This is a genomic window from Streptomyces sp. SYP-A7185 (assembly GCF_046103685.1).
Classification (GTDB): Bacteria; Actinomycetota; Actinomycetes; order Streptomycetales; family Streptomycetaceae; genus Streptomyces.
On the sequence record NZ_CP122310.1, the window covers coordinates 3620945 to 3645760 of the forward strand.

Consider the following 24816-nt stretch of genomic DNA (forward strand, 5'->3'; position numbering starts at 1 on the left):
TCGCCGGGCAAACTTGGCGATCATGGACATAGGCATCGACCTCGGCACAGCGAACACCCTTCTCTACGTCCGCGGCCAGGGGATCGTGCTCAACGAGCCGTCCGTGGTCGCCGTCAAGGAGGGCGCGCGGACCGCCCTCGCCGTCGGCACGGAGGCCAAGGAGACGATCGGCCGCACTCCGGGCTCCATCACCGCGATCCGCCCCCTGCGGGACGGCGTGATCAGCGACTACGAGGCCGCCGAGGAGATGATCCGGCACTTCGTGCGCAAGGCCGTGCCGGGGCGCCGGCCCCGCACGCGGATGGTGGTGTGCGTGCCGAGCGGGGTCACGCAGGTGGAGCGCCGGGCCATCGTGCACGCGGCGCAGCGGGCGGGGGCGCGGGCGGTACATCTGGTGGAGGAGCCGATGGCGGCGGCGATCGGCGCGGGGCTTCCGGTGGCGGAGCCGCGGGGCTCGATGGTGGTGGACATCGGCGGCGGCACGACGGAGGTGGCCGTCATCTCTCTAGGCGGGATCGTGACGGCGCAGTCGCTGCGGGTGGGCGGGGACCGGCTGGACGAGGCGATCACGAACTTCGTGCGCAAGGAGCACGGGCTGCTCATCGGCGAGCGGACCGCCGAGGACATCAAGGTCGCGATCGGGTCGGCGTGGCCGGTGCCGGGTGACGAGGCGCTGGAGTCGCGGACGTTCACCGTGCGGGGGCGCGAGAAGGTGCGGGGGCTGCCGAAGACGGTGGAGCTGACGGTACGTGAGGTGCGGGCGGCGCTCGACGAGCCGGTGGAGGCGGTGATCGCCGCGGTGCGGACGACCCTGGAGGAGTGCCCGCCGGAGCTGTCCGGCGACGTCATGGAACACGGCATCGTCCTGACGGGCGGGGGCGCGCTGCTCCCGGGCCTGGACCTGCGGATGGCGTCGGCGACGGGAATCCCGGTCTTCGCGGCGGAAGATCCGCTGGACAGTGTGGCGCTGGGATGCGGGAAGTGCGTGGAGGACTTCGACGGGCTGGAGCGGGTGATGTCGGCGGCGTAGACCTGCGGTCGGCGGGGCGGGGGCCTGCGTAGACCTGCGGTCGGCGGGGCGGGGGCCTGCGGGCGGCGGGGCGGGGGCCTGCGGGTGGCGGGGCGGGTTGCGGCGCTGGTTCGGATGGGAGGCGGGGCCGCGCCGGTATGTCCGTCCTCGCCATCGTCCGGTGGCCGCCGGGGTGCTTCGGCGAGGGAGCGCCGCGAACCGTGCTCCGGGCAGACATACCGGCACGTCCCCTCACGAGCGCTCCCGACCGCGGGCAATCGCTGGTGGCTGCGGGGCAATCGGGCGGGTGGGCGGGAAAGGCTCGTTCGGTGAGGGGGCACCGCGGGGCAATCGGGCGGGTGGGTGGGAAAGGCTTGTTCGGTGAGGGTGGTCCGCGGGGCAAACGGGCGGGTGGGTGGGGAGGGCTGGTTCGGCGAGGGGGCACCCCGGGGCGAGCAGCGGGCTCAGGCCAGGTCCCCCGCCGGGAGCGAGGCGAGGACCTCGTAAAGACCACCCCGCGGCCCCGCCGAGAAACTGCCGCCCAGCGTATGGATCCGCTCGGACATCCCCGCGGTACCGGTCCCGGCGGACACCGGAGACGGAGCGAAGCCGGCCGCGGGCCCGGACACGGGCAGGGCGTTGCGGACGGACACGTACAAGTGACCGTCCGCCACCCGTACCCGCACGTCCACCCGCCCCCCGGGCGCATGCTTGGCCGCGTTCGTCAGACACTCCTGCACCACCCGGTGCACCGCGGCCTGCCGGATCGGCGACAGCCGGTGCGCGCAGCCGTCGACCACCAGGTCGACCGGCGTACCGGCCCGCTCACTGCGCTCGGCCAGCTCGGGAAGCGCGTCCAGACCGGGCGTAGGCGCCCCCTCCACCCCCCGCCGCACGATGATCTCGTTCAGCATCCGGTGCGCCGACCGCGCCGTCTCGGACAGCTCCTCGAACCCCTCCTCGAAGGCGCCCCCCGAAGCCCGCCGCGCGAGCACCTGCGACCGCACGCTGAGCAGCGTCAGCTCCCGCCCCACGAAGTCGTGCACGTCCCGCGCGATACGGGACCGCTCCCGCTGGACCGCGTGCAGCGTGGACGTCTCGGCCCGCTGCGCCTGGAGCGCGCGGACCAGGTCCTGCCGGTTGGCCGCGACCCCGACCCCCGCCGCGAGCACCCCGATCGGCACGACCAGGCTGAGGAAGGAGCTCAGGGTGTCCCCGCGGTGCGCCGGCCAGCCGGGGAGGGTGAACATCACGTACGAGAACGCCACGTACCCGATCACGCCGAGCGTTCCCGCCGCACGGCCGCGGTACCTGCCGAGGGAGTACAGCGCGAACTGGGCGAGGGTCAGTTCGTGCAGCCAGCCGATGAACAGGAGCGCCACCGCGTACGACACCCAGGGCGCCCCGCGGCGCACCAGCAGCGACGCGGCCCCGCAGGTGAGGACCAGCGCGGCGAGCGGGCCGTTGAGGGAGTTGTCCGCCGCGGCGAGGCCGGGGATGTCCAGGCTCATCAGGGCCAGGCAGCTCAGCGCGGTGAGCGCGTCCTGCGCCCGGGGCGCACGCGCCCAGCGCCCGGCATGACGGCGGCCCGTGGCCGTCGCCCGGCGTATCGCCTCGGCGACGGACAGGTCGTGCATGCCCTCCATCATCCAAGGTCTTTCTGCCCGAATCATCAGACTTATGACCTTTATTTCGTGAAGTGTGACACGTCGGCGTGGCGGTCCCGCAAAGGCCGCCCGCGGGGGTCAAATCAGACCATGTGGTATGCCCAGAACCCCGGCCGACGGACCCGCCAGCTCCTCGGCGACGGCGCGGTCCTGCTCTGGACCGCGCTGTGGACCGCCGCCGCCGTCGTCGCCTACCGGCTGGCCTGTCTGCTCACCCGTCCCGCCCCCGAGGCCCCGCCCGCGCCCCTCGGTGACCCGTCCCGGCTGCCCCTGGTCGGTGACCGCGTCGACGCCGCACTGCGGGCCGCCGCGGACGCCGCCGGAGCCGGGGACCCAGTGACCGTGCGCGCCGCGGTGATCGTGGGCGCCGTCGCCGTCTTCCTCGTACCCGTCGGGCTCGTGCTCGGCGGCTGGCTGCCCCGGCGCCTGCGCTGGATCCGGCAGGCCGCCGCCGCGCAGGAGCTCGCCGCGAGCTGCGACGGCCGCGAACTGCTCGCCCTGCGGGCCCTGCTGCGCCCCCTGGACGAGGTCGCGCGGACCGCGTACGAACTCCCCGACGCCACCGCGGGCAGCCTCGCCGAGGGCTGGCGCGGCGGCGACCCCGACGTCATCGACGCGCTCGCCGAGGCGGAGCTGGTGCGCCTGGGCCTGCACATCGCCGAGCAGGACCCGGCGGCCGGACAGGAGACGGGGCCCGGACACGGGACGGGGCCCAGGGAACCGGTCGGTTCCCTGGACCCCGTCGCCACCGCCTGACCGACTAGGCCTGCGGCAGGCCGTCCAGCTGGGCCTGGAGCCGGCTGATGTCGGCGTCCGCCTTGCTGAGACGGCCGCGGATCTTGTCGACCACGTTGTCCGGCGCCTTCGCGAGGAACGCTTCGTTGCCGAGCTTCGCCGTGGCCTGCGCCTTCTCCTTCTCGGCCGCCGCGAGGTCCTTGGCGAGGCGCTTGCGCTCCGCCGCGACGTCGATCGTGCCCGACAGGTCGAGCGCGACCGTGGCGCCCGAGACCGGCAGCGTGGCGGTGGCCGTGAACTCCTCGCCCTCCGGCTGGAGGCGCAGGAGCTGGCGGATGGCCGCCTCGTGCGGGGCGAGCGCCGTGCCGTCCAGGGAGAGCCGGGCCGGGACCTTCTGGCCCGGCTGGAGCCCCTGGTCGGCGCGGAAGCGGCGCACCTCGGTGATGACCTGCTGGAGGGTCTCGATCTCCTGCTCGGCCGCGGTGTCACGGAAGCCGCTGTCGGAGGGCCACTCGGCGATCACGAGGGACTCGCGGCCGGTGAGGGTCGTCCAGAGCGTCTCCGTCACGAACGGGACGATCGGGTGCAGCAGGCGCAGCGTCACGTCGAGGACCTCGCCCAGGACCCGGCCCGAGACCTTCGCGGCCTCGCCGCCGCCCATGAACGTGGTCTTGGACAGCTCCACGTACCAGTCGAAGACCTCGTCCCACGCGAAGTGGAACAGGGCGTCCGACAGCTTGGCGAACTGGTAGTCGTCGTAGAGGCCGTCGACCTCGGCGACCGTGGCGTTCAGGCGGGACAGGATCCAGCGGTCCGTCGCCGAGAGCTGCTCCACGGGCGGCAGGTCGCCCTCGATCGTGGCGCCGTTCATCAGCGCGAAGCGCGTGGCGTTCCAGATCTTGTTGGCGAAGTTCCGCGAGCCCTGGACCCAGTCCTCGCCGATCGGCACGTCGACGCCGGGGTTGGCGCCGCGGGCGAGGGTGAAGCGGACGGCGTCCGAGCCGTACTTGTCCATCCAGTCCAGCGGGTTGACCGCGTTGCCGAAGGACTTCGACATCTTCTTGCCGAACTGGTCGCGGACCATGCCGTGCAGCACGATCGTGTGGAACGGCGGGGTGCCGTCCATCGCGTACAGGCCGAACATCATCATCCGGGCGACCCAGAAGAACAGGATGTCGTACCCGGTGACCAGGACGGAGTTCGGATAGAACTTCGCCAGGCTGTCGGTGCGCTCGGGCCAGCCCAGGGTGGAGAACGGCCACAGGCCGGACGAGAACCACGTGTCCAGGACGTCGCTGTCCTGGACCCAGCCCTCGCCGGTGGGCGCCTCGTCGTCCGGTCCGACGCAGACGACCTCGCCGTTCGGGCCGTACCAGACCGGGATGCGGTGGCCCCACCACAGCTGACGCGAGATGCACCAGTCGTGGAGGTTGTCGACCCAGTCGAAGTAGCGCTTCTCCATCTCCTGCGGGTGGATCTTGACCTGGCCGTCGCGGACCGCGTCACCGGCGGCCTTCGCCAGCGGGCCGACCTTGACCCACCACTGCATGGACAGGCGCGGCTCGATGGTGGTCTTGCAGCGCGAGCAGTGGCCCACCGAGTGGGTGTACGGGCGCTTCTCGGCGACGATGCGGCCCTCGGCGCGCAGGGCGCCGACGATGGCGCTGCGGGCCTCCAGGCGGTCCAGGCCCTGGAAGGGGCCGGGGACCGTGATGACCGCGTGCTCGTCCATGACCGCGATGTTCGGCAGGTCGTGGCGCTGGCCGATCTCGAAGTCGTTCGGGTCGTGCGCCGGGGTCACCTTGACGGCGCCGGTGCCGAACTCGGGGTCGACGTGCTCGTCGGCGACGACGGGGATCGTGCGGTCGGTCAGCGGCAGCTTGATCTGCTTGCCGACCAGGTGCTTGTACCGCTCGTCCTCGGGGTGGACCGCGACGGCGGTGTCGCCGAGCATCGTCTCGGCGCGGGTCGTGGCGACGACGATGGTCTCGTCGCCCTCGCCGTACTTCATCGAGACGAGCTCGCCGTCGTCGTCCTGGTACTCGACCTCGATGTCCGAGATCGCCGTCAGACAGCGCGGGCACCAGTTGATGATGCGCTCGGCGCGGTAGATCAGCTCGTCGTCGTAGAGCTTCTTGAAGATGGTCTGGACCGACTGGGACAGGCCCTCGTCCATCGTGAACCGCTCGCGGTCCCAGTCGACGCCGTCGCCCAGGCGCCGCATCTGCCCCGAGATCTGGCCGCCGGACTCGCCCTTCCACTTCCAGACGCGCTCGATGAACGCCTCGCGGCCCAGGTCGTGGCGGGACTTGCCCTCCTTGCCGAGCTCGCGCTCGACGACGTTCTGCGTGGCGATGCCGGCGTGGTCCATGCCCGGCTGCCACAGCGTCTCGAAGCCCTGCATCCGCTTGCGGCGGGTGAGGGCGTCGATGAGCGTGTGCTCGAAGGCGTGCCCGAGGTGCAGGGAGCCGGTGACGTTCGGCGGGGGGATGACGACGGTGTACGGGGGCTTCTCGCTCGCCGCGTCGGCGGAGAAGTAGCCGCGTTCCACCCAGCGCTCGTACAGCGTCCCCTCTACCTCGGCCGGCGCGTACTGGGTCGGCAGTTCGGTGATGGGCGCTGGATTCTGCTGCTGAGTGTTCTCGGTCACCGGGCCAGTTTAGAGGTGTCACAGACCCGTCCCGAAACCGGATTCTTCAGTAACGGTTGCGGCCCGGCGCCCCATGGCGCTCCGACGTCGGTCAGGATGTCGGCATCACATAAGCGTTCGGAGGGGAACCCACGCGATGAGCTACAACCAGCCTGGCCCGTACGGCGGGCAGCAGCCCCAGCAGCCCGGTCCTTACGGGCAGCAGCCGGGTCAGCCTGGCCCCTACGGCCAGCCGCCGCAGGCACCCCAGCCCGGCTACGGCTACCCCCAGCAGGCCCCGCAGGGCGTCCCCCCGCAGCAGGGCGGCTACAGCCAGCCCCAGCAGCCCGGCCCCTACGACCAGCACCAGCCGGGCGGCCCGTACGGGCAGGTCCCGCCGCCTCCGCCCGCGGGGGGCGGCAGCGGCAAGAAGACCGGCCTCATCATCGGCGCGGTCGTGGCGCTGGTCGCGATAGGCGGCGGCGTGTGGTGGTTCACGACGGGCAAGGACGACAGCTCCTCGGCGGGCAACTCCGCGGTCGCGGACGACGGCGCGCACAAGCTGGTCACCCCCGAGACGGTCCTCTCCGAGTACAAGAAGCAGGCCGCGGGCAGCGACGGCTTCGACGACGAGGACATGAAGGAAGCCGAGAAGGACGGCGTCAAGAACGGCACGCCCGTGGACGCCGAGTACCAGTCGGGCGACAAGAGCAACCCGCTGGCCCAGAAGATGATCAAGTTCATGGGCGTCTACGGCGAGATCGACAACCCCTCCAAGGTGGTCGACGGGATGTTCGCCAAGATGAAGAAGGAGTCCGTGAACGAGAGCACCGACACGGGCGAACTGATCGGCAGCCCCAAGAGCTTCGACGGCGACGGCGCGGTCCTCAAGTGCCAGGAGACGAAGATCAAGGGCGGCGGCTCCGGACCGAAGTCCATCCGCATGCCCGTCTGCATCTGGGGCGACAACAGCACCGTCGGTGTCGTGATCCCGGTCGACATGGCCAGCGCCATGACCGGCAAGAGCGCCTCCCTCGATGACGCGGCGGACACGTCGTCCAAGCTCCGCAAGGAAGTCCGCGTCAAGTCCTGACGCACCGAAGGCGCCACGTCGCGCACGGCAGCCCCGGTCGCTTCGGCCGGGGCTGCTTCCGTCAGGATGTCGGCATCACATCAGCGCACTCACGGGGGAACCCACGCATGAGCTACCACCAGCCCGGCCCGTACGGCGGTCAGCAGCCCCAGCAGCCCGGCCCGTACGGCCAGCCGCAGGGCCAGCCCGGCCCCTACGGCCAGCCGCCGCAGGCACCCCAGCCCGGCTACGGCTACCCGCCGCAGGCACCGCAGGGCGCGCCGCAGCAGCAGCCGGGTCCGTACGGCCAGCCGCCGCAGCCCGGCCCCTACGGGCAGCAGCCGCAGGCTCCCTACGGGCAGGTCCCGCCGCCGCCTCCGCAGGGCGGCGGCAAGAAGACCGGCATCATCGTCGCCGCCGTGGTCGCGGTCGTGGCGGTGGCCGTGGGCGGCTACTTCGTCCTCGCGGGCGGTGACGACGACAAGGGCAAGGGCGGCGGCTCCTCCGAGGCGGCGGGCGGCGGCGGTGACGCGGCCGGGATCAAGGACGACGGTCCCCACAAGCTGATCACCCCGGCGACGGTCCTGACCGAGTACAAGCTGTCCAAGGAGTCGGGCAGCGGGAGCGGCATGACCTCCTCCGACATCAGGGAGGCCGAGAAGCACGGCGTCAAGAACGCCGAGGACGTCCAGGGCCAGTACCAGTCGGGGAGCGAGGACAACCCGCTGGCGCAGAAGATCCTCCAGTTCAACGGCGTCTTCGGCGAGATCGCGGAGCCCGAGCGGGTCGTCGACGCGATGTTCGACGAGACGAAGAAGAACTCCGAGGAGAGCGGCGGCACCGGCGGCCAGACGGTGACGCTGGTCGGCAGCCCCAAGTCGTACAGCCCCGCCGGGCTCGACGGGGCGGTCCTGAAGTGCCAGGAGATGAAGCTCGACCTGGGCTCGTCCACGGCCGGCAGCTCCCAGGGCCCGAGCAAGATGTCGATGGCCTCCTGCATATGGGGCGACAAGAGCACGCTCGGCATCGTGATCACCACGGACGTGGCGAACGCGATGACCGGCCAGGCCCCCGACCTGGACGAGGCCGCCGAGAAGACGGCCAAGTTCCGCAAGGAAGTCCGCGTCAAGCGCTGACGAGGCGGTACGGGCGCAGGCGGCCCGGCGGTACGGGCGCAGGCGGCCCACGGGCAGGAATCACGTGAAAGGGGCGCCCCACGATCACTCGTGGGGCGCCCCTTTCACATGGCTGTCGCGGCTACGCCGACTTCTGCTCGCCCGGGCCCGGGCCCCGCACCTCGCGCGGCACCAGGGTCGGGTTCACGTTCGAGTGGACGACGTCCGCCGTGATGACCACGCGGGCCACGTCCTTGCGGGACGGGACCTCGTACATCACCGACTGGAGGACTTCCTCCATGATGGCGCGCAGGCCGCGCGCGCCGGTCTGGCGCAGGATCGCCTGGTCGGCGATGGCCTCCAGGGCCTCGCGCTCGAAGTCCAGCTCCACGCCGTCGAGTTCGAACAGGCGCTGGTACTGCTTCACGAGTGCGTTGCGCGGCTCCACCAGGATCTGGAGCAGGGCCTCGCGGTCCAGGTTGTGGACCGAGGTGATCACGGGGAGGCGGCCGATGAACTCCGGGATCATCCCGAACTTCACCAGGTCCTCCGGCATGATGTCCTCGAACCGGTCCTTCTCCTGGAGTTCGCGCTTGGAGTGGATCGTGGCGCCGAAGCCGATGCCCTTGGCGCCCGCCCGCGACTCGATGATCTTCTCGAGGCCGGCGAAGGCGCCGCCCACGATGAAGAGCACGTTCGTCGTGTCGATCTGGATGAACTCCTGGTGCGGGTGCTTGCGGCCGCCCTGCGGCGGAACGGAAGCCGTCGTGCCTTCCAGGATCTTCAGCAGGGCCTGCTGGACGCCTTCTCCCGAGACATCGCGGGTGATCGAAGGGTTCTCGCTCTTGCGGGCGACCTTGTCGATCTCGTCGATGTAGATGATGCCCGTCTCGGCCTTCTTGACGTCGTAGTCAGCGGCCTGGATGAGCTTCAGGAGGATGTTCTCGACGTCCTCGCCGACATAGCCCGCCTCCGTGAGCGCCGTCGCGTCCGCGATGGCGAACGGGACGTTCAGCATGCGCGCGAGCGTCTGCGCGAGCAGCGTCTTGCCGGAACCGGTCGGGCCGAGCAGCAGGATGTTGGACTTGGCGAGTTCGATCGCGTCGTCACGGCCCTGTGCGCCGCCGGTCTCCCCGGCCTGCACCCGCTTGTAGTGGTTGTAGACCGCCACCGAGAGGGCCTTCTTCGCGGGCTCCTGGCCCACGACGTAGCCCTCGAGGAATTCGTAGATCTCGCGAGGCTTGGGGAGTTCCTCCCAGCGCACCTCGCTCGTCTCCGCGAGCTCTTCCTCGATGATCTCGTTGCAGAGGTCGATGCACTCATCGCAGATGTACACACCGGGACCTGCGATGAGCTTCTTGACCTGCTTCTGACTCTTCCCGCAGAACGAGCACTTGAGCAGATCGCCGCCGTCACCGATGCGTGCCACGAGGTGCTTCCCCTTCGCCTGGGAGACGCCACGTTCAGCGACTCCTGGTGCCTCATATCCGACGGTACCTTGCCTGGCCCCCCGTTCGGGCCCCCCTTGGCACGGTTCACTTTGACGTGAACCGTGCCAAGGAACGGCAGATGCTACAGGTCTGCGTCAGACGACCGACGAGTTGTTCATCTTCCGGGTGGAGATGATCTGGTCGACCAGGCCGTACGACAGCGCGTCCTCGGCCGTGAGGATCTTGTCGCGCTCGATGTCGTCGCGGATCTTCTCGATCGGCGTCGTGGAGTGCTTGGCCAGCATGTCCTCCAGCTGCGAACGCATCCGGAGGATCTCGTTGGCGGCGATCTCCAGGTCGGAGACCTGACCGCGGCCCGTCTCGCTGTAGGGCTGGTGGATCAGGACGCGGGCGTTCGGGAGCGCCATGCGCTTGCCCGGCGTACCGGCCGCGAGGAGCACGGCGGCGGCGGACGCGGCCTGGCCCATGCAGACCGTCTGCACGTCGGGCTTCACGAACTGCATCGTGTCGTAGATGGCCGTGAGCGCCGTGAAGGAGCCACCGGGGCTGTTGATGTAGATCGAGATGTCACGGTCGGGGTCCATCGACTCCAGACACAGGAGCTGCGCCATGACGTCGTTGGCCGACGCGTCGTCGATCTGCACGCCGAGGAAGATCACGCGCTCCTCGAAGAGCTTCGCGTACGGGTCGTACTCGCGCACGCCCTGCGAAGTGCGCTCGACGAAGCGCGGGATCACGTAGCGGGATTCGGCGCTCGGGCCGGTGTACTCGGCCTGGGCGGGCTCGTAGCGGCCGCTGCCGGGGAAGTTCTTCATCTCTGTAGGTCTCCTGAGGAGCGTGGGCTGGGTCGGCTTCGGAAGGGCTGAGGGGTTGAGGCTCAGGCTCCGGTGCCGCCGCCGCCCGGCATGCTGGCCGCGTTGGGCATGATGTCGTCGATGAGGCCGTACTCCTTGGCCTCCTGCGGGTCGAACCAGCGGTCGCGGTCCGAGTCGCGGGTGACCTGCTCGACGGTCTGGCCCGTGTGGAACGCGGTGAGCTCGGCCATCTTCTTCTTCGTGAGAAGGAGACGCTCGGCGTGGATCTTGATGTCCGACGCGGAGCCCGCGAGACCGGCGGAAGGCTGGTGGATCAGGATCTCGGCGTTCGGCAGCGCGAAGCGCTTGCCGGGGGTGCCGGCGCTGAGCAGGAACTGGCCCATCGAGGCCGCCATGCCCATCGCGATCGTCACCACGTCGTTCTGGATGTACTGCATGGTGTCGTAGATCGCCATGCCGGCCGTGATGGATCCACCAGGGCTGTTGATGTAAAGGAAAATGTCCTTGTCCGGCTCAGCGGCAAGGAGCAGCAGCTGCGCCGTGATCTTGTTGGCGATGTCGTCGTCCACGGCCTGGCCGAGGAAGATGATCCGCTCGCCGAGCAGCCGGTTGTAGACCTGGTCGCCGAGGCCACCACCGATGGAGGGGTCGCCGGCGGCGGAGGGCATCAGATTCGTCACGTATCCACCTGCTCGTCTTACGACGGCGCCGGGCCGTCTCACGTCTTCTTCTGAGGCTTGGGACCCCGCGTGCTCGCCGCTCCGGGGCGGCTTCGGGGACTCCCCTGCCCTCGTATTCATGGACCCTAACGCTCAGCCCCGTCCGGGGAATCCCGCAAAGGCGACTGTTCGCTGTGAGCGCAGGTTCTGGCGGGGGCGCCTCGTCAGCTGCCGGGGTGCCCCGTCAGGGGTGCGACGAGGCCCCCAGGATGACTCCTGGGGGCCTCGTCGTGCGTGTGTCAGAGCGAGGCTCAGGCCTCGGTCTTCTTCTCCTCGGCCTCGGCCGGCTCGGCGACCGCGTCCTCGGAGGAGGCCTCGACCGTCTCGGCGGTCTCGTCCTCGTCGTCGAGGTCCACGACCTCGCCGTTCGTGTCCTTGACCGTCGCGGCCTCCACGACGACCGCGAGGGCCTTGCCGCGGGCGACCTCGCCGACCAGCATCGGGACCTGGCCGCCTTCGACGACGGCCTGGGCGAACTGGTCCGGGCTCATGCCGGAGGACTGCGCGCGACGCATGAGGTGCTCGGTGAGCTCCTCCTGGTTCACGTTCAGCTTCTCCTTGTTGACGAGCTCGTCGAGGACGAACTGCGTCTTGATGCCCTTCTCGGCCTGCTCCTTGGTCTCGGCGTCGAACTCTTCCTCGGTCTTGCCCTGGATCTCCAGGTACTTCGCGAGGTCGAGGCCCATCTGGCCGAGCTGGTGGTTCACCAGGTTGTGCTTGCGGGTCTCGATCTCGTCCGCGAGGAGCTTCTCGGGGACGGGGACCTCGACCAGCTCGAGCAGCTTCTCCAGGACGCGCTCCTGGGCCTGCGTCGCCTGGTCGTACTGCTTCATGTTCTCGAGGCGCTTGCGGCTGTCCGCCTTGACCTCGTCGAGGGTGTCGAACTCCGACGCGAGCTGCGCGAAGTCGTCGTCGAGCGCGGGCAGTTCACGGGCGGCGACCTGGGTGACCTTGACGGTCACCTCGGACTCCTTGCCCGCGGCCGAGCCGCCCTTGAGCTCGGAGGTGAAGGTGGCCTCGCCACCGGCCTCCAGGCCCTTGACGGCGTCGTCGATGCCCTCGAGGAGCTCGCCGGAGCCGATCGTGTAGGAGACGCCGGACGCGACGCCGTCCTCCAGGACCTCGCCGTCGACCTTGGCCTCCAGGTCGATCGTCACGACGTCGCCGTCCTCGGCGGCACGCTCGACCGGCGAGGTGGACGCGAAGCGCTCACGGAGCTCCTCGACGGCCTTCTCGACGTCCTCGTCGCTGACCTCGACCGCGTCGACCTCGACCTCGATGCCGGAGTAGTCCGGGATCTCGATCGCGGGACGGATGTCGACCTCAGCGGTGAAGTTGAGGGTCTCGTTGTCCTTCAGCTCGGTGATGTCCACCTCGGGCTGGCCCAGGACGTTGAGCTCGGCCTCGTTCACGGCCTCGGTGTAGAACTTCGGGAGCGCGTCGTTGACGGCCTCTTCGAGGACGGCGCCGCGGCCGAACCGCTGGTCGATGACTCGGGCAGGGATCTTGCCCTTGCGGAAGCCCTTCACCGTGACCTGCTGGTTGATCTTCTTGTAGGCCGCGTCGAGGCTGTCCTTGAGCTCCTCGAAGGGCACCTCAACAGTGAGCCGAACCCGGGTCGGGTTCAGGGTCTCCACGGCGCTCTTCACGGTTCGGTCTCCTTGGGGCTGACTTCTTGGGATTGAGCCCGGCTCAGAGACACACGGGCACACAGCTTGCATAGTAACGGCAAGCGGGAGCCGACCCACAATGCGATCTTGCGGAGGAGATCTTGGAAGAGGTCCTGCTGGTCGGGGTGGCGGGATTTGAACCCACGGCCTTCCGCTCCCAAAGCGGACGCGCTACCAAGCTGCGCCACACCCCGTCGGTGCGACACGTAGGGTACATGCACCCGGGCGGTGCGGCCCCGCCACGGCGCGAGTCCGTACGGGGTGTGCGGGGAGGGCGTGCGACCCGCTACGATGCTTGCCGTGCCGCGGTCGCTGACCAGCAGCGTCCCTGACGTTCCGCGGTGCGAGCGCTGCGGGTGTAGCTCAATGGTAGAGCCCTAGTCTTCCAAACTAGCTACGCGGGTTCGATTCCCGTCACCCGCTCTGACGGCCTCAGGCCCGGTTCCCAGGAACCGGGCCTGAGGCTTTTTTCGCGTCCGGCACCCCTGCCCCGGTCGGCAGGAGCTCGACCGGGGTGGCGCGCGTACCGCGTATGACGTACGCCGTACGCGGAGAGGGGCCGCGCGGGCCCCTCAGAAGCTGATCGAGTTGATGGTCTCGGCCACCTCGTTGAGGAAGCGGTTTATGGAGGGGGCCATTCCGGTTGAGGCGAGGAAGAACCCGAAGAGCACCGCGACGATCGCGGGCCCCGCTTTGATCGATCCTCCGCGGATCAGCACGATGAGGATGATCGCCAACAGCAACACCACTGACAGCGAAATGGCCACACTGATCACACCCTAGGTCGGTCTCTCCCCGGCCCGGGGGGTACGACCCCGCACACCCCCGCCAGGACCATCGTGCCACCAACGCGCCTTCCGTATGCGGCCGGTGACACATCGTCGGCCAGGGCCCCACCCGGCCGGCACCGGCCCGGCACGCGGGGCCGCCCTTGGCGCACGGGAACACCGGGCCTCCGCACGGCAATTCGAAGCCCGCGCACGGCCACTAATTCGGCTTGATCGTTTCCATCACCACACAACTCGTTCGCCAGAAATTCGAATTGTTGCCGGACCCACACCACCGGCTTCACAAAGGCTCAATCAATCGGACATTTCACCAGAGTCGCCTGCGGGCGTTATGCGGCGTTTAAGCGGGATGAGTTGTGACGTACCGGGCACCTGGCCGGGTGTATCGGCGCCGACAAGAAGAAAATCTCCCTGTCCAGACCGATGATTTCTGGGTATCCGGACCCCAATACCCCTGGTCCGTCTGTGATGGAGCCGACAGGTGAGTTGGGGGTTTTACGAATACACACACGCGACGCTAGGGTGCCTCAGATGTTCCACGCTGCCACCATCCCCGCAGGCGCAGTGCGGTCCAGGATCGTCTCACCGAGCTCTTGGTGGGAGGGCCTGTGACGAACTCGGTTCAACCGCACGGCCGCCACCGGGCGCCGCTCCCCCCGGCACATGTGCCCGCGGACGGAGTACCAGGCCCCCGCGCCCCCCAGTCCACCATGGCCGCGACCGTTTCCCGCTCCACGGCCGGCACCACCGCTCGACCCGGCTCGACGGGCCACCCCGGCTCCACGGGCCACTCCGCTCCCACGGGCAGACCCGCGTCCACGGGTCAACCCGCCAAGCAGCGCGACGCGTTCTTCGACAACGCCAAGTACCTGGCGATCGTCCTGGTCGCGATGGCGCACGCCTGGGAGCCGCTGACCGACGGCAGCCGCAGCGCGGAAGCGCTGTACATGACCGTCTACACGTTCCACATGCCGGCGTTCATCCTCATCTCCGGCTACTTCTCGCGCAGCTTCGACATGCGGTCCGACCGCCTCAAGCGTCTCGTGACGGGTGTCGCCGTTCCGTACGTCATCTTCGAAGTCGCGTACACCCTCTTCAAGCGCTACGCGGACGACGATCCGACGCAGCCGATCAGTCTGCTCGACCCCTGGTACCTCACCTGGTTCCTGGTCGCGCTCTTCGTCTGGCGGCTGACGACCCCGCTGTGGAAGCTGGTCCGCTGGCCGATTCCGCTGGCGCTCGGTGTCGCGGTGCTCGCCTCGGTCTCCCCCGACATCGGCGACGACCTCGACCTTCAGCGCGTGCTCCAGTTCCTGCCGTTCTTCGTGCTCGGCCTCTTCATGAAGCCCGAGCACTTCCAGCTGGTGCGGCGCCGCGAGGTGCGGCTCCTCTCCGTCCCGGTCTTCGCGAGCGCGCTGCTCCTGGCGTACTGGGCCGCTCCCCGGATGACGTCGGCCTGGTTCTACCGCCGTGACAGCGCACAGGAGTTGGGTGCGCCGTGGTGGGCCGGTGTCGTGATGACGCTGGCGCTGTTCGGCTGCTCCGCCATCCTGACCGCGTGCTTCTTCGCGTGGGTTCCGCGCCGGAAGATGTGGTTCACGGTGCTCGGCGCGGGCACGCTGTACGGCTACCTGCTGCACGGCTTCCTCGCCAAGGGCTCGCGCTTCTGGGGCTGGTTCGAGAACTACGAGTGGATGCACACCCCGGTCGGCCAGGTGATCGTGTCGCTGGTGGCCGCGGCGGTGGTGACGCTCCTCTGTACGCCTCCGGTGCAGCGGATGTTCCGCTTCGCCATGGAGCCGAAGATGGAGTGGGCGTTCAAGCGGGACGCCGCGGCACTGGCCCGGGAGCGGGCCAAGGCCTCTTCGTAGCGGTACCGGCCGGGCTTCAGCCCGGTGACGCGATGCCCAACAGGGCGCGCATGTAGGCGTACTTGGCCGTGAGGCGAGTGCGGGTCGGCCCGTCCAGCTCTGCCAGGCGGGCCGCATCCGCGTTGTGGGCCAGATCCGCCTCTTTGACCAGGCGCGCGCCGGGAGTGTCGAGGATCCGCCGCGCGTACGCCTCCGGGGTCTCGCCCGGGTGCTTCGTCAGCGCACGGACGACGGCCTTCGTGTACGGGGTCAGGGGCGCCGCCGCCAGCCACTCCTCGCTGAGGGCGTCGTCCTCGACCGCGTCGTGAAGCCAGGCCGCGGCGATCTGTTCCGGTGAGCCGCCCCGGGACCGGACTCCGTCCGCCACGGCCTCCAGGTGCTCGGTGTAGGGGCGGCCCGCCTTGTCCGTCTGGGCAGCGTGGGCCCGGCGGGCGATGGCCTCCACCTCGGGCAGGGACAGGGTGCGGCTGGGGTTCATGCGGTCATTCTTACGGGCCGGCGGCCTTCGGTTCAGCCTTACGGGTTGCTCCCCTTCAGCGCCGCCCTGGCCGGCAGGGCCGTGGCCGCCAGACCGAGTGCCAGCGTCGCGGCCACGAAGGACCCGTAGACGAGCGGGGGGATGTACGGGGACTGGCCCGTCAGGCCGTTCATCATCGGGACCAGGGTCGCCAGCGCGATGGCCGAGCCGATCACGATGCCCGCGCCGGCGACCAGGAGCGCCTCCCATCGCACCATCACCATGACCTGGCGCCGGGTGGAGCCGATCAGGCGCAGCGTGCCGAGTTCGCGGCGGCGGTCCAGGACCGTCATCACCAGGGTGTTGACCGCGGCGATCGCCGCGAAGCCGCCGAGGACGGCCGCCATCACGGTGTTCGCCCAGGCGTTGACCTCGCGGTCCGTGGACTGCGCGGTGGTGTAGCCGTCGCGGTCCAGGAGGGTGCCGAGGGCGGTGAGGGACTCCGGTGCCTCGCCCTTCGTCCAGATCTCCGAGGAGAAGGACGAGGTCACGTGCTGTTTCAGGTCCGCCGCGGGGAGCGTGACCTGGGAGAGGCCGAGGCCCCGGTCGTAGGTGGCGACCACCTTCGGGGCCGCCTTGGTGCCGTCGGGCATGCGCAGGGCGAGGCGCTCGCCCGTCGTCACGTGCGCGGAGTCCGCGAGCTTCGCGTCGACGGCGATCTCGCCCCTGCCGAGCGAGGCCAGGGTGCCCGTCCTGACACCCAGGTCCTGGACCTTCGCCAGGTCGCGGGGTGAGCCGGTGACGCCCTGCGTGGACGCCGACTCCAGCCAGCGGTCGCCGCCGGAGCCCACCGGCACCAGGACGGAGGTCTTGAGCAGGCCCACGGCCGAGGTGACGCCCGGGGAGCGCCCGGCCCGCGTCACCCCGTCGGCGGTCGCGCCCGCTCCCGACGCGGCGACGATGTGGTCCGCGGTGATGCCCTCGCGCTGCTGGTCGGCCGCCACCCGGTCCTCGCTGGTGTGCATGAAGACGAGGGTGGAGGAGAACGCCATCGCGAGCACGATCGGGGTGATCGCGGAGGCCAGACGGCGTGCGTTCGTACGGGAGTTGGCCGCCGCGAGCGAAGCGGAGGCTCCCGCTCCGCGCAGCGGGAGCCCGAACAGGGCCGCGCAGCCGCGGGCGACCAGCGGGCCGAGCAGGGCCACGGCGAGCATGAACAGCATGACGATGCCGAGCGCCACGTTGGCCGCGTCGTCACCGGTCAGTGAGGAGGCGATCCCGGCGAGCACGCAGCCGCCGACGGCCGCCGCGATCCCCAGCGGCGTACGGATCCAGCCGAAGCGCAGGCGTTCCACGGAGGATTCGCTCAACGCCTGGCCCGGCCTGATCCGGGAGGGGCGGCGGGCCGCCAGATAGCCGGAGGCCAGTGCGGTGACCACGGCGACGCCGACGGCGGAGACGAGCGGGACGAACGAGACGGAGAGGTCCAGGGCCTCGGGGACCGCGCCCTTGTCCTTGAGCTGGCCGAACCACCAGCTCGCCAGCGCGATGCCGGGCAGCACGCCGACGGCTCCCGCGAGGGGCGCCACCAGCAGGGACTCGGTGGCGATGGTGCGGCGGATCTGCCGGGGCTTGGTGCCGATGGCCCGCAGCAGGGCGTACTCCCGGGCGCGCTGGCCGACGGAGAGGGCGACGGTGCCCGCGGCGGTGAACATGGCGACCAGGGCGGCGATGCCGCCGAAGGAGCCGCCGAGGGCGGTGAGCATCTCCTGGGCGTAGGCGAGTTCGGAGCCTTCGGCCGCGCTGCGGTCGTCGCCGGTGTGGACCTGGACCTTGCCGCCGACGGCGTGCGCCACCCGGGCCTTCAGGGCGGCGGCCGTGACGCCCTTCTCGGGCAGGACGGCGATGGCGTCGACGCGGCCCGGGTGGCCGGAGAGGCGCAGGGCCTCGGAGTCGGTGAACCAGGCGGTCGGCGCGCCCTGGTGGCCGCGTACGGTGCCGGAGATCCGGACCTCGCGCGGGCCGTCCGCCGTGGTGAGGGTGGTGCGCTCGCCGACGGACGCGCCGGGTGCGGCGAGGACGACTTCGCCCGGGTGCGGGGCGCGGCCCGCGGTCAGCTTCTCGCCGGTGAAGGCCGTGGAGCCCCAGCCGTGCGCGGTGACGCTCGTGGCGCCCGAGCGCACCGGGAAGGTGACGTCCGGGACGGCGGCGCGGGCTCCGGGCACCGCACCCGCCTCAGCCACCAGGGCCGCGTCGATCCTGGCCCGGTCCGGCAGCGGGGTGTTCGACTCGGAGCGGCTGTCTCCGCTGCCCGCGACGAAGTGGGCCCGCTGGTCGGCGGCGGCCACCACGGGGGCGCCCGCGTACCGGTCCGGCGGCACCGATGCCCGCAGGCCCGTCTCCAGGAGGATGCCGCAGGCGGACACGATCAGCGCGGCCATCATCAGGGCGACGAACGTGCCCACGAAGGCCGCGGGTTTGAAGCGGATCGCGGCGCGGGCGAGGCCGTTGGGCATGGGGGTTCTCCGGAGTGGTGAAGGGCGGGGCGGGACCGGGGCGGGGGCTAGGCCGCCGCTGTGGCGTACGCCGGGTCCGTGAGGGTCGTCATGCGGGCGGCGATCTGTGCCGCCGACGCCCTCGTCAGGCGGTCCACGAGCACGCCGTCGGCGAGGAAGAGCACCCGGTCCGCGTAGGCCGCGGCGGCCGGGTCGTGGGTGACCATGACGACCGTGGCGCCCATGGTGTCGACGGCCGTGCGGAGCAGGGTGAGGATCTCGGCGGCCGTGGTGGTGTCCAGGGCGCCGGTCGGCTCGTCCGCGAAGATCACGTCCGGGTCGGTGACCAGGGCGCGGGCGATGGCGACGCGCTGCTGCTGGCCGCCGGAGAGCTCGCCGGGGCGGCGCTTGTTCTTGTCGGCGCCGAGGCCGACGCGGCGGAGCAGCTCGGCGGCCCTGCGGCGGTCGGGGCGGTGGCCTGCGAGGCGCATCGGCAGGACGACGTTCTGCTCGACGGTCAGCGAGGGCAGCAGGTTGAAGGCCTGGAAGACGAAGCCGAGGCGGGTGCGCCGCAGCTCGGTCAGTTTGTTCTCGCCCATGGACGTGATCTCCGTGCCGCCGAGGCGGACCGTGCCCTCGGTGGGCCGGTCGAGCCCGGCCGCGCACTGGAGGAAGGTCGACTTGCCGGAGCCCGAGGGGCCCATGACGGCGGTGAAGCTGCCGCGCTCCAGGGCGAGGTCGATGCCGCTGAGGGCGTGGACTGCGCCGGCTCCCCTGCCGTACCTGCGGCGGACTCCGCGCATCTCGACGGCCCAGTCGGCGCCGCGGGGCGCACCGGTCTCCGCCGAAGACACCGGTTCTCCGCCTGCTTGCTTCTTGCGCCGCAGCCCCATGGCTCTCTCCGCCTTCCGTAGGTGATGTCTCGAACGTACGGATCAGGGGGTGCGTGAACCATGAGGTCCTCCGGCGAATCGGGGGTGGGGATATCCCCCGCAGCTGGTGGTCGCGTACGCCGATCGGCGCTTCCCAGGTCGTTTGGTAAGCTAACTATTGACGCGTTCTTGACGCTCCCTTTGCCATCCGTGTGCGGTGGGTGCGTCGCCGACCACCAGGAGGAACGGGCCCATCGGACACGCAGACACCTTGATAGCCATGGGCGGCGCCTTTCTCGCCGCCGCCGTGCTCGCCCGCCTGGGCGGCCGCATCGGACTCCCCACCATTCCGCTCTTCATCCTGGCCGGGATCCTTCTCGGCCCTCACACGCCCGGCGTGGTCCTGCTCTCCGACCCGCACGACCTGGAGATGCTCTCGGCGCTCGGCCTGGTGCTCCTGCTCTTCTACCTGGGCCTCGAGTTCCACATGGACGACCTCAAGACGGGCGGCCGCAAGATGGCCCTCGCCGGCGGGACGTACCTCGCGCTGAACGTCGGCGCGGGCCTCGGCTTCGGATTCGCCCTCGGCTGGGGCACCTCCGAGGCTCTGGTCCTCGCCGGGGTGCTCGGCATCTCGTCGTCGGCGATCGTCACCAAGGTGCTCGTCGACACCGGCCGGCTCGGCAATCCCGAGACCAGGCCGATCCTCGGCATCATCGTCGTCGAGGACATCTTCCTCGCGCTCTACCTCGCGGCTCTCCAGCCGATCCTGTCCGGCGCGGACAGCCTCGGCGCGGCCGTCATGGACGGCGGCAAGGCCTTCGGCTTCCTGCTGCTGCTCGCGCTCGCCGCGCGCTTCGGCACCAAGGTCGTCGGGCGTCTCATGGACACCCGTGACGACGAGCTGCTCGTCATCTCCTTCCTCGGCGTCGCGGTCTTCGTGGCCGGGGTCTCCGAGTGGTTCGGGGTCGCGGACGCGATCGGCGCCTTCATGGTCGGCCTGATGCTGGGCAGCACGGCGTCCGGCGAGCGCATCCGCACCCTCGTGCATCCCCTGCGGGACGCGTTCGGGGCGATCTTCTTCTTCGCCTTCGGGCTCTCGATCGACCCGGGCGACCTGCCCGTGGTGCTCTGGCCGGTGCTCGCCGCCGTGGCGGTGACGCTGCTCATGAACGTCCTCGCGGGACTCGGTGCGGCACGCATCTACGGCTTCGGGGCGCAGCCCGCGGCGAACATCTCCACCACCCTGCTCGCGCGCGGCGAGTTCGCCCTGATCCTGGCGACCATGGCGGCCACCGCGGGCCTCGACGAACGGCTCTCCCCGTTCATCGCGGGCTATGTGCTGCTGCTCGCGGTGCTCGGGCCCCTGGCCGCCGGACGCTCGCACTGGCTGGCCCGGATCCTGCCGGGCGGGCGCGATCCCGTACCGGAGCCGGAGCCGGAGCTGTCAGGCGCCCGCTGAGGGCTCCCGGCAGATGAGCAGCAGGGCACGGTCGTCGTTGACGTCCTTCGCGACCGCCTCGATCAGATGCCACGCGGCGCCGTGGAAGCCGCCCGCCACATAGCGGTCGGCTTCCCCGGTGAGGCGGTCGATGCCCTCGCTGATGTCGCGGTCGGAGGTCTCCACGATGCCGTCCGTGAACAGCATCAGGACGTCGCCGGGGCGCAGGGAGCCCTTCACCGGGTCGAACTGCGCCCCGTCGTACACCCCGAGGAGCGGGCCCTCCGCGGCCTTCTCCTCCCAGCGGCCGTTGCCCGCGCTGAGCTGGAGGCCCGGCGGGTGGCCCGCCGAGAAGAGTTCGTAGTCGCCGCTCTCCAGGTCCAGGACCAGGTGGATCGAGGTCGCGAAGCCCTCGTCCCAGTCCTGGCGCAGGAGGTAGCCGTTGGCGGCCGTCAGGAACGCGTGCGGCGGCAGCGAGCCGAGCAGTCCGCCGAAGGCCCCCGAGAGGAGCAGGGCGCGGGAGCCCGCGTCCATGCCCTTGCCGGACACGTCCGTGAGGACGACCTCCAGGGTGCGGCCGCCGTTCGTGCGGGCCGCGACCACGAAGTCACCGGAGAACGACTGGCCGCCCGCGGGGCGCAGGGCCATCTCGCGGTGCCAGCCGCGGGGCAGCTTCGGCAGCTTGCTCTGGACGCGGATCCGTTCGCGCAGGTCGAAGAGCATCGTTCCGCCGCCGCGCCACGGCACGCCGACCCGGCTGCGGAACTGGGCGATGATCAGCCCGAAGAATCCGCAGGCCGCGACGACCAGGACCACGCCGGGCGTGACCCGCGAGGGCCCTTCCGTGTACGGGCCGAGCTGGACGGACTCCACGATGAGCGCGGCGGCGGCCGTCGCGTACAGGCCGAGCAGGCTGGAGGGCCGCAGCAGCAGGCCGCCGGCCACGATGGGCAGGACGAGCGCGGCGGGCGAGCACCACACGTTGTTGACGATGGTGCAGAACGTGATCACCGGGATGGTGACGAGCAGGCCCGCGAGCGCGATCCAGTCCGAACCGTCGCCCCGGAAGTAGTCGACCCCGGATTTGCGCAGCCCTATGCGAGCCCGGTGGATCCGCTTCTTCATCCGGGCTGTGAACGTCTCGGCTTCCGCTCGCCTGCCTGCCATTGCTCCCGGACCCTATCCACCGGGCCAGGCACTTCGCACGGGAGGTGCCCGTTGTCCCCCGACAGGGGCATGCCGCCGGCCCCGGAAAATCCGGTCGCTCCGCCCGCTTCGCCCTGGTAGGCATGGCATATGACGACGGAAATGCGGGAGTTGTGCCAGGCGGACTGGGACGCGTACTACGGAACGCTGGAGCTCGCCTTCGGTGGTGTCGCCGAGGCGGCGGAGGAGCACGAGCTCTGGAACGACCTGACCGAGTTCGACCGCTTCTTCGGCACCTGGGAGGGCAAGACCTGCGTCGGCACGACGGGCTCGTTCAGTTTCCGGCTCTCCGTGCCGGGCGGCTCCCTGGTGGACGCGGCCGGCGTGACGATGGTCAGCGTCGCCGCGACGCACCGGCGGCAGGGCATCCTGACGTCGATGATGCGGCGCCAGCTCGACGACGTACGGGCCAGGGGCGAGGCCGTGGCCGTCCTGACGGCCTCCGAACCCGTCATCTACGGCCGGTTCGGGTACGGCACCGCGACGTTCGCGGCGAAGGCCGAGATCGACACCACCCGTGTGAGCCTGTCGGTGCCGGCCGGCACCGATGACGTACGCCTCCGGTACGCCAAGCCCGCCGACGTCCACGCGGCGTGCGAGGCGCTGTACGCGCGGCGGGTGAGCGAGCGGCCGGGCATGCTGGCCAGGCAGCCCGGCTGGGAGCGGCTCGGGCTGCTCGACCCGGAGAGCGAGCGGCAGGGGGCGTCGCCGCTCCAGTGCGTGGTCGCCGAGCGCGCCGGCGAGCTCGTGGGGTACGCGCGCTATCAGGTGAAGCCCGACTGGGACGCGGCAGGACCCAAGGGCACGGTCCGGCTGCGCGACCTGGAGGCCGAGGACCCGGCGGCCACCGCGGCCCTGTGGCGGTTCCTCTTCGGCATCGACCTGACGTCGGCGGTCGAGGCGCACAACCGCCCGACGGACGACGCCCTCTTCCAGCTCGTCTCGGACGTGCGGCGCTGCCGGATCCAGGTGCGCGACTCGCTCCACGTCCGCCTGGTGGAGGTGGGGGCCGCCCTGGAGGCGCGCGCCTACCGGACGCCGGTGAACGTGGTGCTGGACGTCGAGGACGCCTTCTGCCCCTGGAACGAGGGCCGTTGGCGGCTCAAGGGCGATCTGAAGGGCGCGGTCTGCGAGCGCACCGAGGACGAAGCCGATCTCGCCCTGTCCGTACGGGACTTGGGCGCGGCCTATCTCGGCGGGGTGTCCCTGACGTCACTGGCGAGCGCGGGCCGGGTGCGTGAACTGCGCCCGGGCGCCCTGGCCGAGGCCACGGTGGCCTTCGGCTCGGACGCGGCCCCGTGGCTGCCGCACGGGTTCTAGCCGCGGAGCCGCCGAGCCGCCGGCCGCGGACGTACGGCGGGTGGTCAGGACGCCGGTCGTTGGCAGGTGGGGCACCAGAAGAGGTTGCGGGCGGCGAGATCGGCGGTGCGGATCTCGCCGCCGCAGATGTGGCAGGGCAGGGTGGCCCTGCGGTACACGTACACCTCGCCGCCGTGATCGTCCACGCGCGGCGGGCGGCCCATGGCCTCCGGCGTGTGCTCGGGCCTGACGGTGTCGATGCGGTTGAGCCGTACGCCCTCGCGCATCAGGGCGACCAGGTCCTCCCAGATCGCCGTCCACCGGGCGGAAGTGATGTCCTTGCCGGGGGTGTACGGGTCGATGCCGTGCCGGAAGAGCACCTCGGCGCGGTAGACGTTGCCGACGCCCGCGACGACCTTCTGGTCCATGAGGAGCGCGGCGATCGTGGTGCGGCTGCGGGAGATCCGGGCGTAGGCCGCGGCCGGGTCGTCGCCGGGCCGCAGGGGGTCGGGGCCGAGGCGGGCGTGTATCGCCTGCTTCTCCTCGTCCGTGATGAGGGCGCAGGTGGTGGGCCCGCGCAGGTCGACGTACGCGTCCTCGGTGGCGATGCGCAGGCGGACGGTGTCCGTGGGCGGGTTCGCGGCGGCCGTGCCGCCGAAGGTCACCTTGCCGAAGAGGCCGAGGTGGACGTGGATCCAGCCGGTGTCGGCGAAGCCCAGGAAGAGATGCTTGCCGTGGGCCTCGGCGGTGTCCATCTCCTGACCGTTCAGGAGGGCCGCGCTGTCGGAGAACTTGCCCTGGGGGCTGGTGACGCGGAGAGGGCCTCGCCCTTCGAAGCGTGCGCGGTGGTCGTCCGCGAGGCGGTGGATGGTGTGCCCCTCCGGCACGGGTCCTCCCATGGAGATACGGAGGGGCCGGAGAATCCGGCCCCTCCGGCGTTCGAGGAGCGGGTCCGGGGCCGGGCCCCGGGGCCCGGCTACTGCTGGGGGTGGTGGGCCGGGATCGGGGGCAGGTCGCCCGTGGTCTCGTAGGCCGACAGCATGTCGATGCGGCGGGTGTGGCGCTCCTCGCCCGAGTACGGCGTCGACAGGAAGATCTCGACGAACTTCGTCGCCTCTTCCCGCGAGTGCATCCGGCCGCCGATCGAGACCACGTTGGCGTCGTTGTGCTCACGCCCGAGCGCGGCCGTCTGCTCGCTCCAGGCGAGGGCGGCCCGCACCCCCTTCACCTTGTTCGCGGCGATCTGCTCCCCGTTGCCGGAGCCCCCGATCACGATGCCGAGCGACTCCGGGTCCGCCGCCGTCTTCTCCGCGGCGCGGAGGCAGAAGGGGGGGTAGTCGTCCTGGGCGTCATAGATGTGGGGCCCGCAGTCGACGGGCTCGTGGCCGTGGCTCTTGAGCCACTCGACCAGGTGGTTCTTCAGTTCGTAGCCGGCATGATCCGAGCCGAGGTACACGCGCATGGGTCTGAGTGTGGCACGTCGCGGGGCGGGTAGCGGCGTCCGG

The 24816-nt window shown here is 70.7% G+C and carries 20 protein-coding genes and 2 tRNA genes; 8 read left to right on the forward strand and 14 right to left on the reverse strand.

Annotation, left to right across the window (positions count from 1 at the left end):
• Positions 1-22: 22 nt before the first annotated feature.
• A complete protein-coding gene (locus tag QBL25_RS15925) occupies positions 23-1030 on the forward strand; it encodes a rod shape-determining protein (RefSeq protein WP_409057693.1) in 1008 nt (335 codons plus the stop codon).
• 443 nt (positions 1031-1473) lie between these two features.
• Here QBL25_RS15925 and QBL25_RS15930 read toward each other — a convergent pair whose 3' ends face one another.
• Positions 1474-2646, reverse strand: coding sequence for a sensor histidine kinase (locus QBL25_RS15930; RefSeq protein ID WP_409057694.1), 1173 nt, complete (start codon positions 2644-2646; stop codon positions 1474-1476).
• 120 nt (positions 2647-2766) lie between these two features.
• Here QBL25_RS15930 and QBL25_RS15935 point away from each other — a divergent pair, with 120 nt between their 5' ends.
• Positions 2767-3432, forward strand: a complete 666-nt coding sequence (locus QBL25_RS15935; RefSeq protein WP_409057695.1) for a hypothetical protein — start codon at positions 2767-2769, stop codon at positions 3430-3432.
• 4 nt (positions 3433-3436) lie between these two features.
• Here QBL25_RS15935 and QBL25_RS15940 read toward each other — a convergent pair whose 3' ends face one another.
• Positions 3437-6061, reverse strand: coding sequence for a valine--tRNA ligase (locus tag QBL25_RS15940; protein ID WP_409057696.1), 2625 nt, complete (start codon positions 6059-6061; stop codon positions 3437-3439).
• 136 nt (positions 6062-6197) lie between these two features.
• Here QBL25_RS15940 and QBL25_RS15945 point away from each other — a divergent pair, with 136 nt between their 5' ends.
• Positions 6198-7133: a hypothetical protein gene (locus QBL25_RS15945; RefSeq protein WP_409057697.1), complete on the forward strand. Its 936-nt coding sequence runs from the start codon at positions 6198-6200 to the stop codon at positions 7131-7133.
• Between the two features lie 107 nt (positions 7134-7240).
• On the forward strand, positions 7241-8248 hold the full coding sequence (locus tag QBL25_RS15950; protein ID WP_409057698.1) for a hypothetical protein: 1008 nt from the start codon (positions 7241-7243) through the stop codon (positions 8246-8248).
• 121 nt (positions 8249-8369) lie between these two features.
• Here the strand turns inward: QBL25_RS15950 and clpX are convergent, their stop codons facing one another.
• From clpX to QBL25_RS15975, 5 genes are all read right to left on the reverse strand, one after another.
• Positions 8370-9656, reverse strand: a complete 1287-nt coding sequence (gene clpX, locus QBL25_RS15955; RefSeq protein WP_409057699.1) for an ATP-dependent Clp protease ATP-binding subunit ClpX — start codon at positions 9654-9656, stop codon at positions 8370-8372.
• A 156-nt stretch (positions 9657-9812) separates the two neighbouring features.
• Positions 9813-10493 carry an ATP-dependent Clp protease proteolytic subunit gene (locus tag QBL25_RS15960; protein WP_409057700.1) on the reverse strand — a complete coding sequence of 227 codons (681 nt, stop codon included), beginning with the start codon at positions 10491-10493 and terminating at the stop codon, positions 9813-9815.
• A gap of 62 nt (positions 10494-10555) precedes the next feature.
• Entirely contained in the window at positions 10556-11161 is a 606-nt protein-coding gene (locus QBL25_RS15965; RefSeq protein WP_190080566.1) for an ATP-dependent Clp protease proteolytic subunit, read from the reverse strand.
• A gap of 302 nt (positions 11162-11463) precedes the next feature.
• Positions 11464-12861 (reverse strand): trigger factor, encoded by a 1398-nt coding sequence (gene tig / locus QBL25_RS15970; RefSeq protein WP_409057701.1) that lies wholly within the window; start codon positions 12859-12861, stop codon positions 11464-11466.
• Between the two features lie 138 nt (positions 12862-12999).
• Positions 13000-13076, reverse strand: a tRNA-Pro gene (locus tag QBL25_RS15975).
• A gap of 158 nt (positions 13077-13234) precedes the next feature.
• Between QBL25_RS15975 and QBL25_RS15980 the strand changes: the two genes are divergently transcribed.
• Positions 13235-13305 (forward strand) — tRNA-Gly (locus tag QBL25_RS15980).
• Between the two features lie 149 nt (positions 13306-13454).
• Here the strand turns inward: QBL25_RS15980 and QBL25_RS15985 are convergent.
• Positions 13455-13649, reverse strand: coding sequence for a hypothetical protein (locus QBL25_RS15985; RefSeq protein WP_160505028.1), 195 nt, complete (start codon positions 13647-13649; stop codon positions 13455-13457).
• A 629-nt stretch (positions 13650-14278) separates the two neighbouring features.
• Between QBL25_RS15985 and QBL25_RS15990 the strand changes: the two genes are divergently transcribed.
• The gene (locus QBL25_RS15990) at positions 14279-15541 is read left to right on the forward strand and encodes an acyltransferase family protein (protein WP_409057702.1); all 1263 of its coding nucleotides are present in this window, start codon (positions 14279-14281) and stop codon (positions 15539-15541) included.
• 16 nt (positions 15542-15557) lie between these two features.
• Here QBL25_RS15990 and QBL25_RS15995 read toward each other — a convergent pair whose 3' ends face one another.
• The 3 genes from QBL25_RS15995 to QBL25_RS16005 are packed head-to-tail and all read right to left on the reverse strand — an operon-like array spanning position 15558 to position 19386.
• A complete protein-coding gene (locus tag QBL25_RS15995) occupies positions 15558-16019 on the reverse strand; it encodes an HD domain-containing protein (RefSeq protein ID WP_409057703.1) in 462 nt (153 codons plus the stop codon).
• 38 nt (positions 16020-16057) lie between these two features.
• Positions 16058-18514 (reverse strand): ABC transporter permease, encoded by a 2457-nt coding sequence (locus tag QBL25_RS16000; RefSeq protein ID WP_409057704.1) that lies wholly within the window; start codon positions 18512-18514, stop codon positions 16058-16060.
• Between the two features lie 47 nt (positions 18515-18561).
• Positions 18562-19386: an ABC transporter ATP-binding protein gene (locus tag QBL25_RS16005; RefSeq protein WP_409057705.1), complete on the reverse strand. Its 825-nt coding sequence runs from the start codon at positions 19384-19386 to the stop codon at positions 18562-18564.
• A 259-nt stretch (positions 19387-19645) separates the two neighbouring features.
• Here QBL25_RS16005 and QBL25_RS16010 point away from each other — a divergent pair, with 259 nt between their 5' ends.
• Positions 19646-20827: a cation:proton antiporter gene (locus QBL25_RS16010; RefSeq protein ID WP_409057706.1), complete on the forward strand. Its 1182-nt coding sequence runs from the start codon at positions 19646-19648 to the stop codon at positions 20825-20827.
• Here QBL25_RS16010 and QBL25_RS16015 read toward each other — a convergent pair.
• Positions 20813-21973, reverse strand: a complete 1161-nt coding sequence (locus QBL25_RS16015) for a PP2C family protein-serine/threonine phosphatase (protein WP_409057707.1) — start codon at positions 21971-21973, stop codon at positions 20813-20815. The two genes, QBL25_RS16010 and QBL25_RS16015, sit on opposite strands and share 15 nt — an antisense overlap.
• Before the next feature lie 129 nt (positions 21974-22102).
• Between QBL25_RS16015 and QBL25_RS16020 the strand changes: the two genes are divergently transcribed.
• The gene (locus QBL25_RS16020) at positions 22103-23332 is read left to right on the forward strand and encodes a GNAT family N-acetyltransferase (protein ID WP_409057708.1); all 1230 of its coding nucleotides are present in this window, start codon (positions 22103-22105) and stop codon (positions 23330-23332) included.
• 44 nt (positions 23333-23376) lie between these two features.
• Here the strand turns inward: QBL25_RS16020 and QBL25_RS16025 are convergent, their stop codons facing one another.
• The gene (locus QBL25_RS16025) at positions 23377-24198 is read right to left on the reverse strand and encodes an Fpg/Nei family DNA glycosylase (protein ID WP_409062670.1); all 822 of its coding nucleotides are present in this window, start codon (positions 24196-24198) and stop codon (positions 23377-23379) included.
• Between the two features lie 89 nt (positions 24199-24287).
• The gene (locus QBL25_RS16030; protein WP_409057709.1) at positions 24288-24773 is read right to left on the reverse strand and encodes a ribose-5-phosphate isomerase; all 486 of its coding nucleotides are present in this window, start codon (positions 24771-24773) and stop codon (positions 24288-24290) included.
• Positions 24774-24816 lie beyond the last annotated feature (43 nt).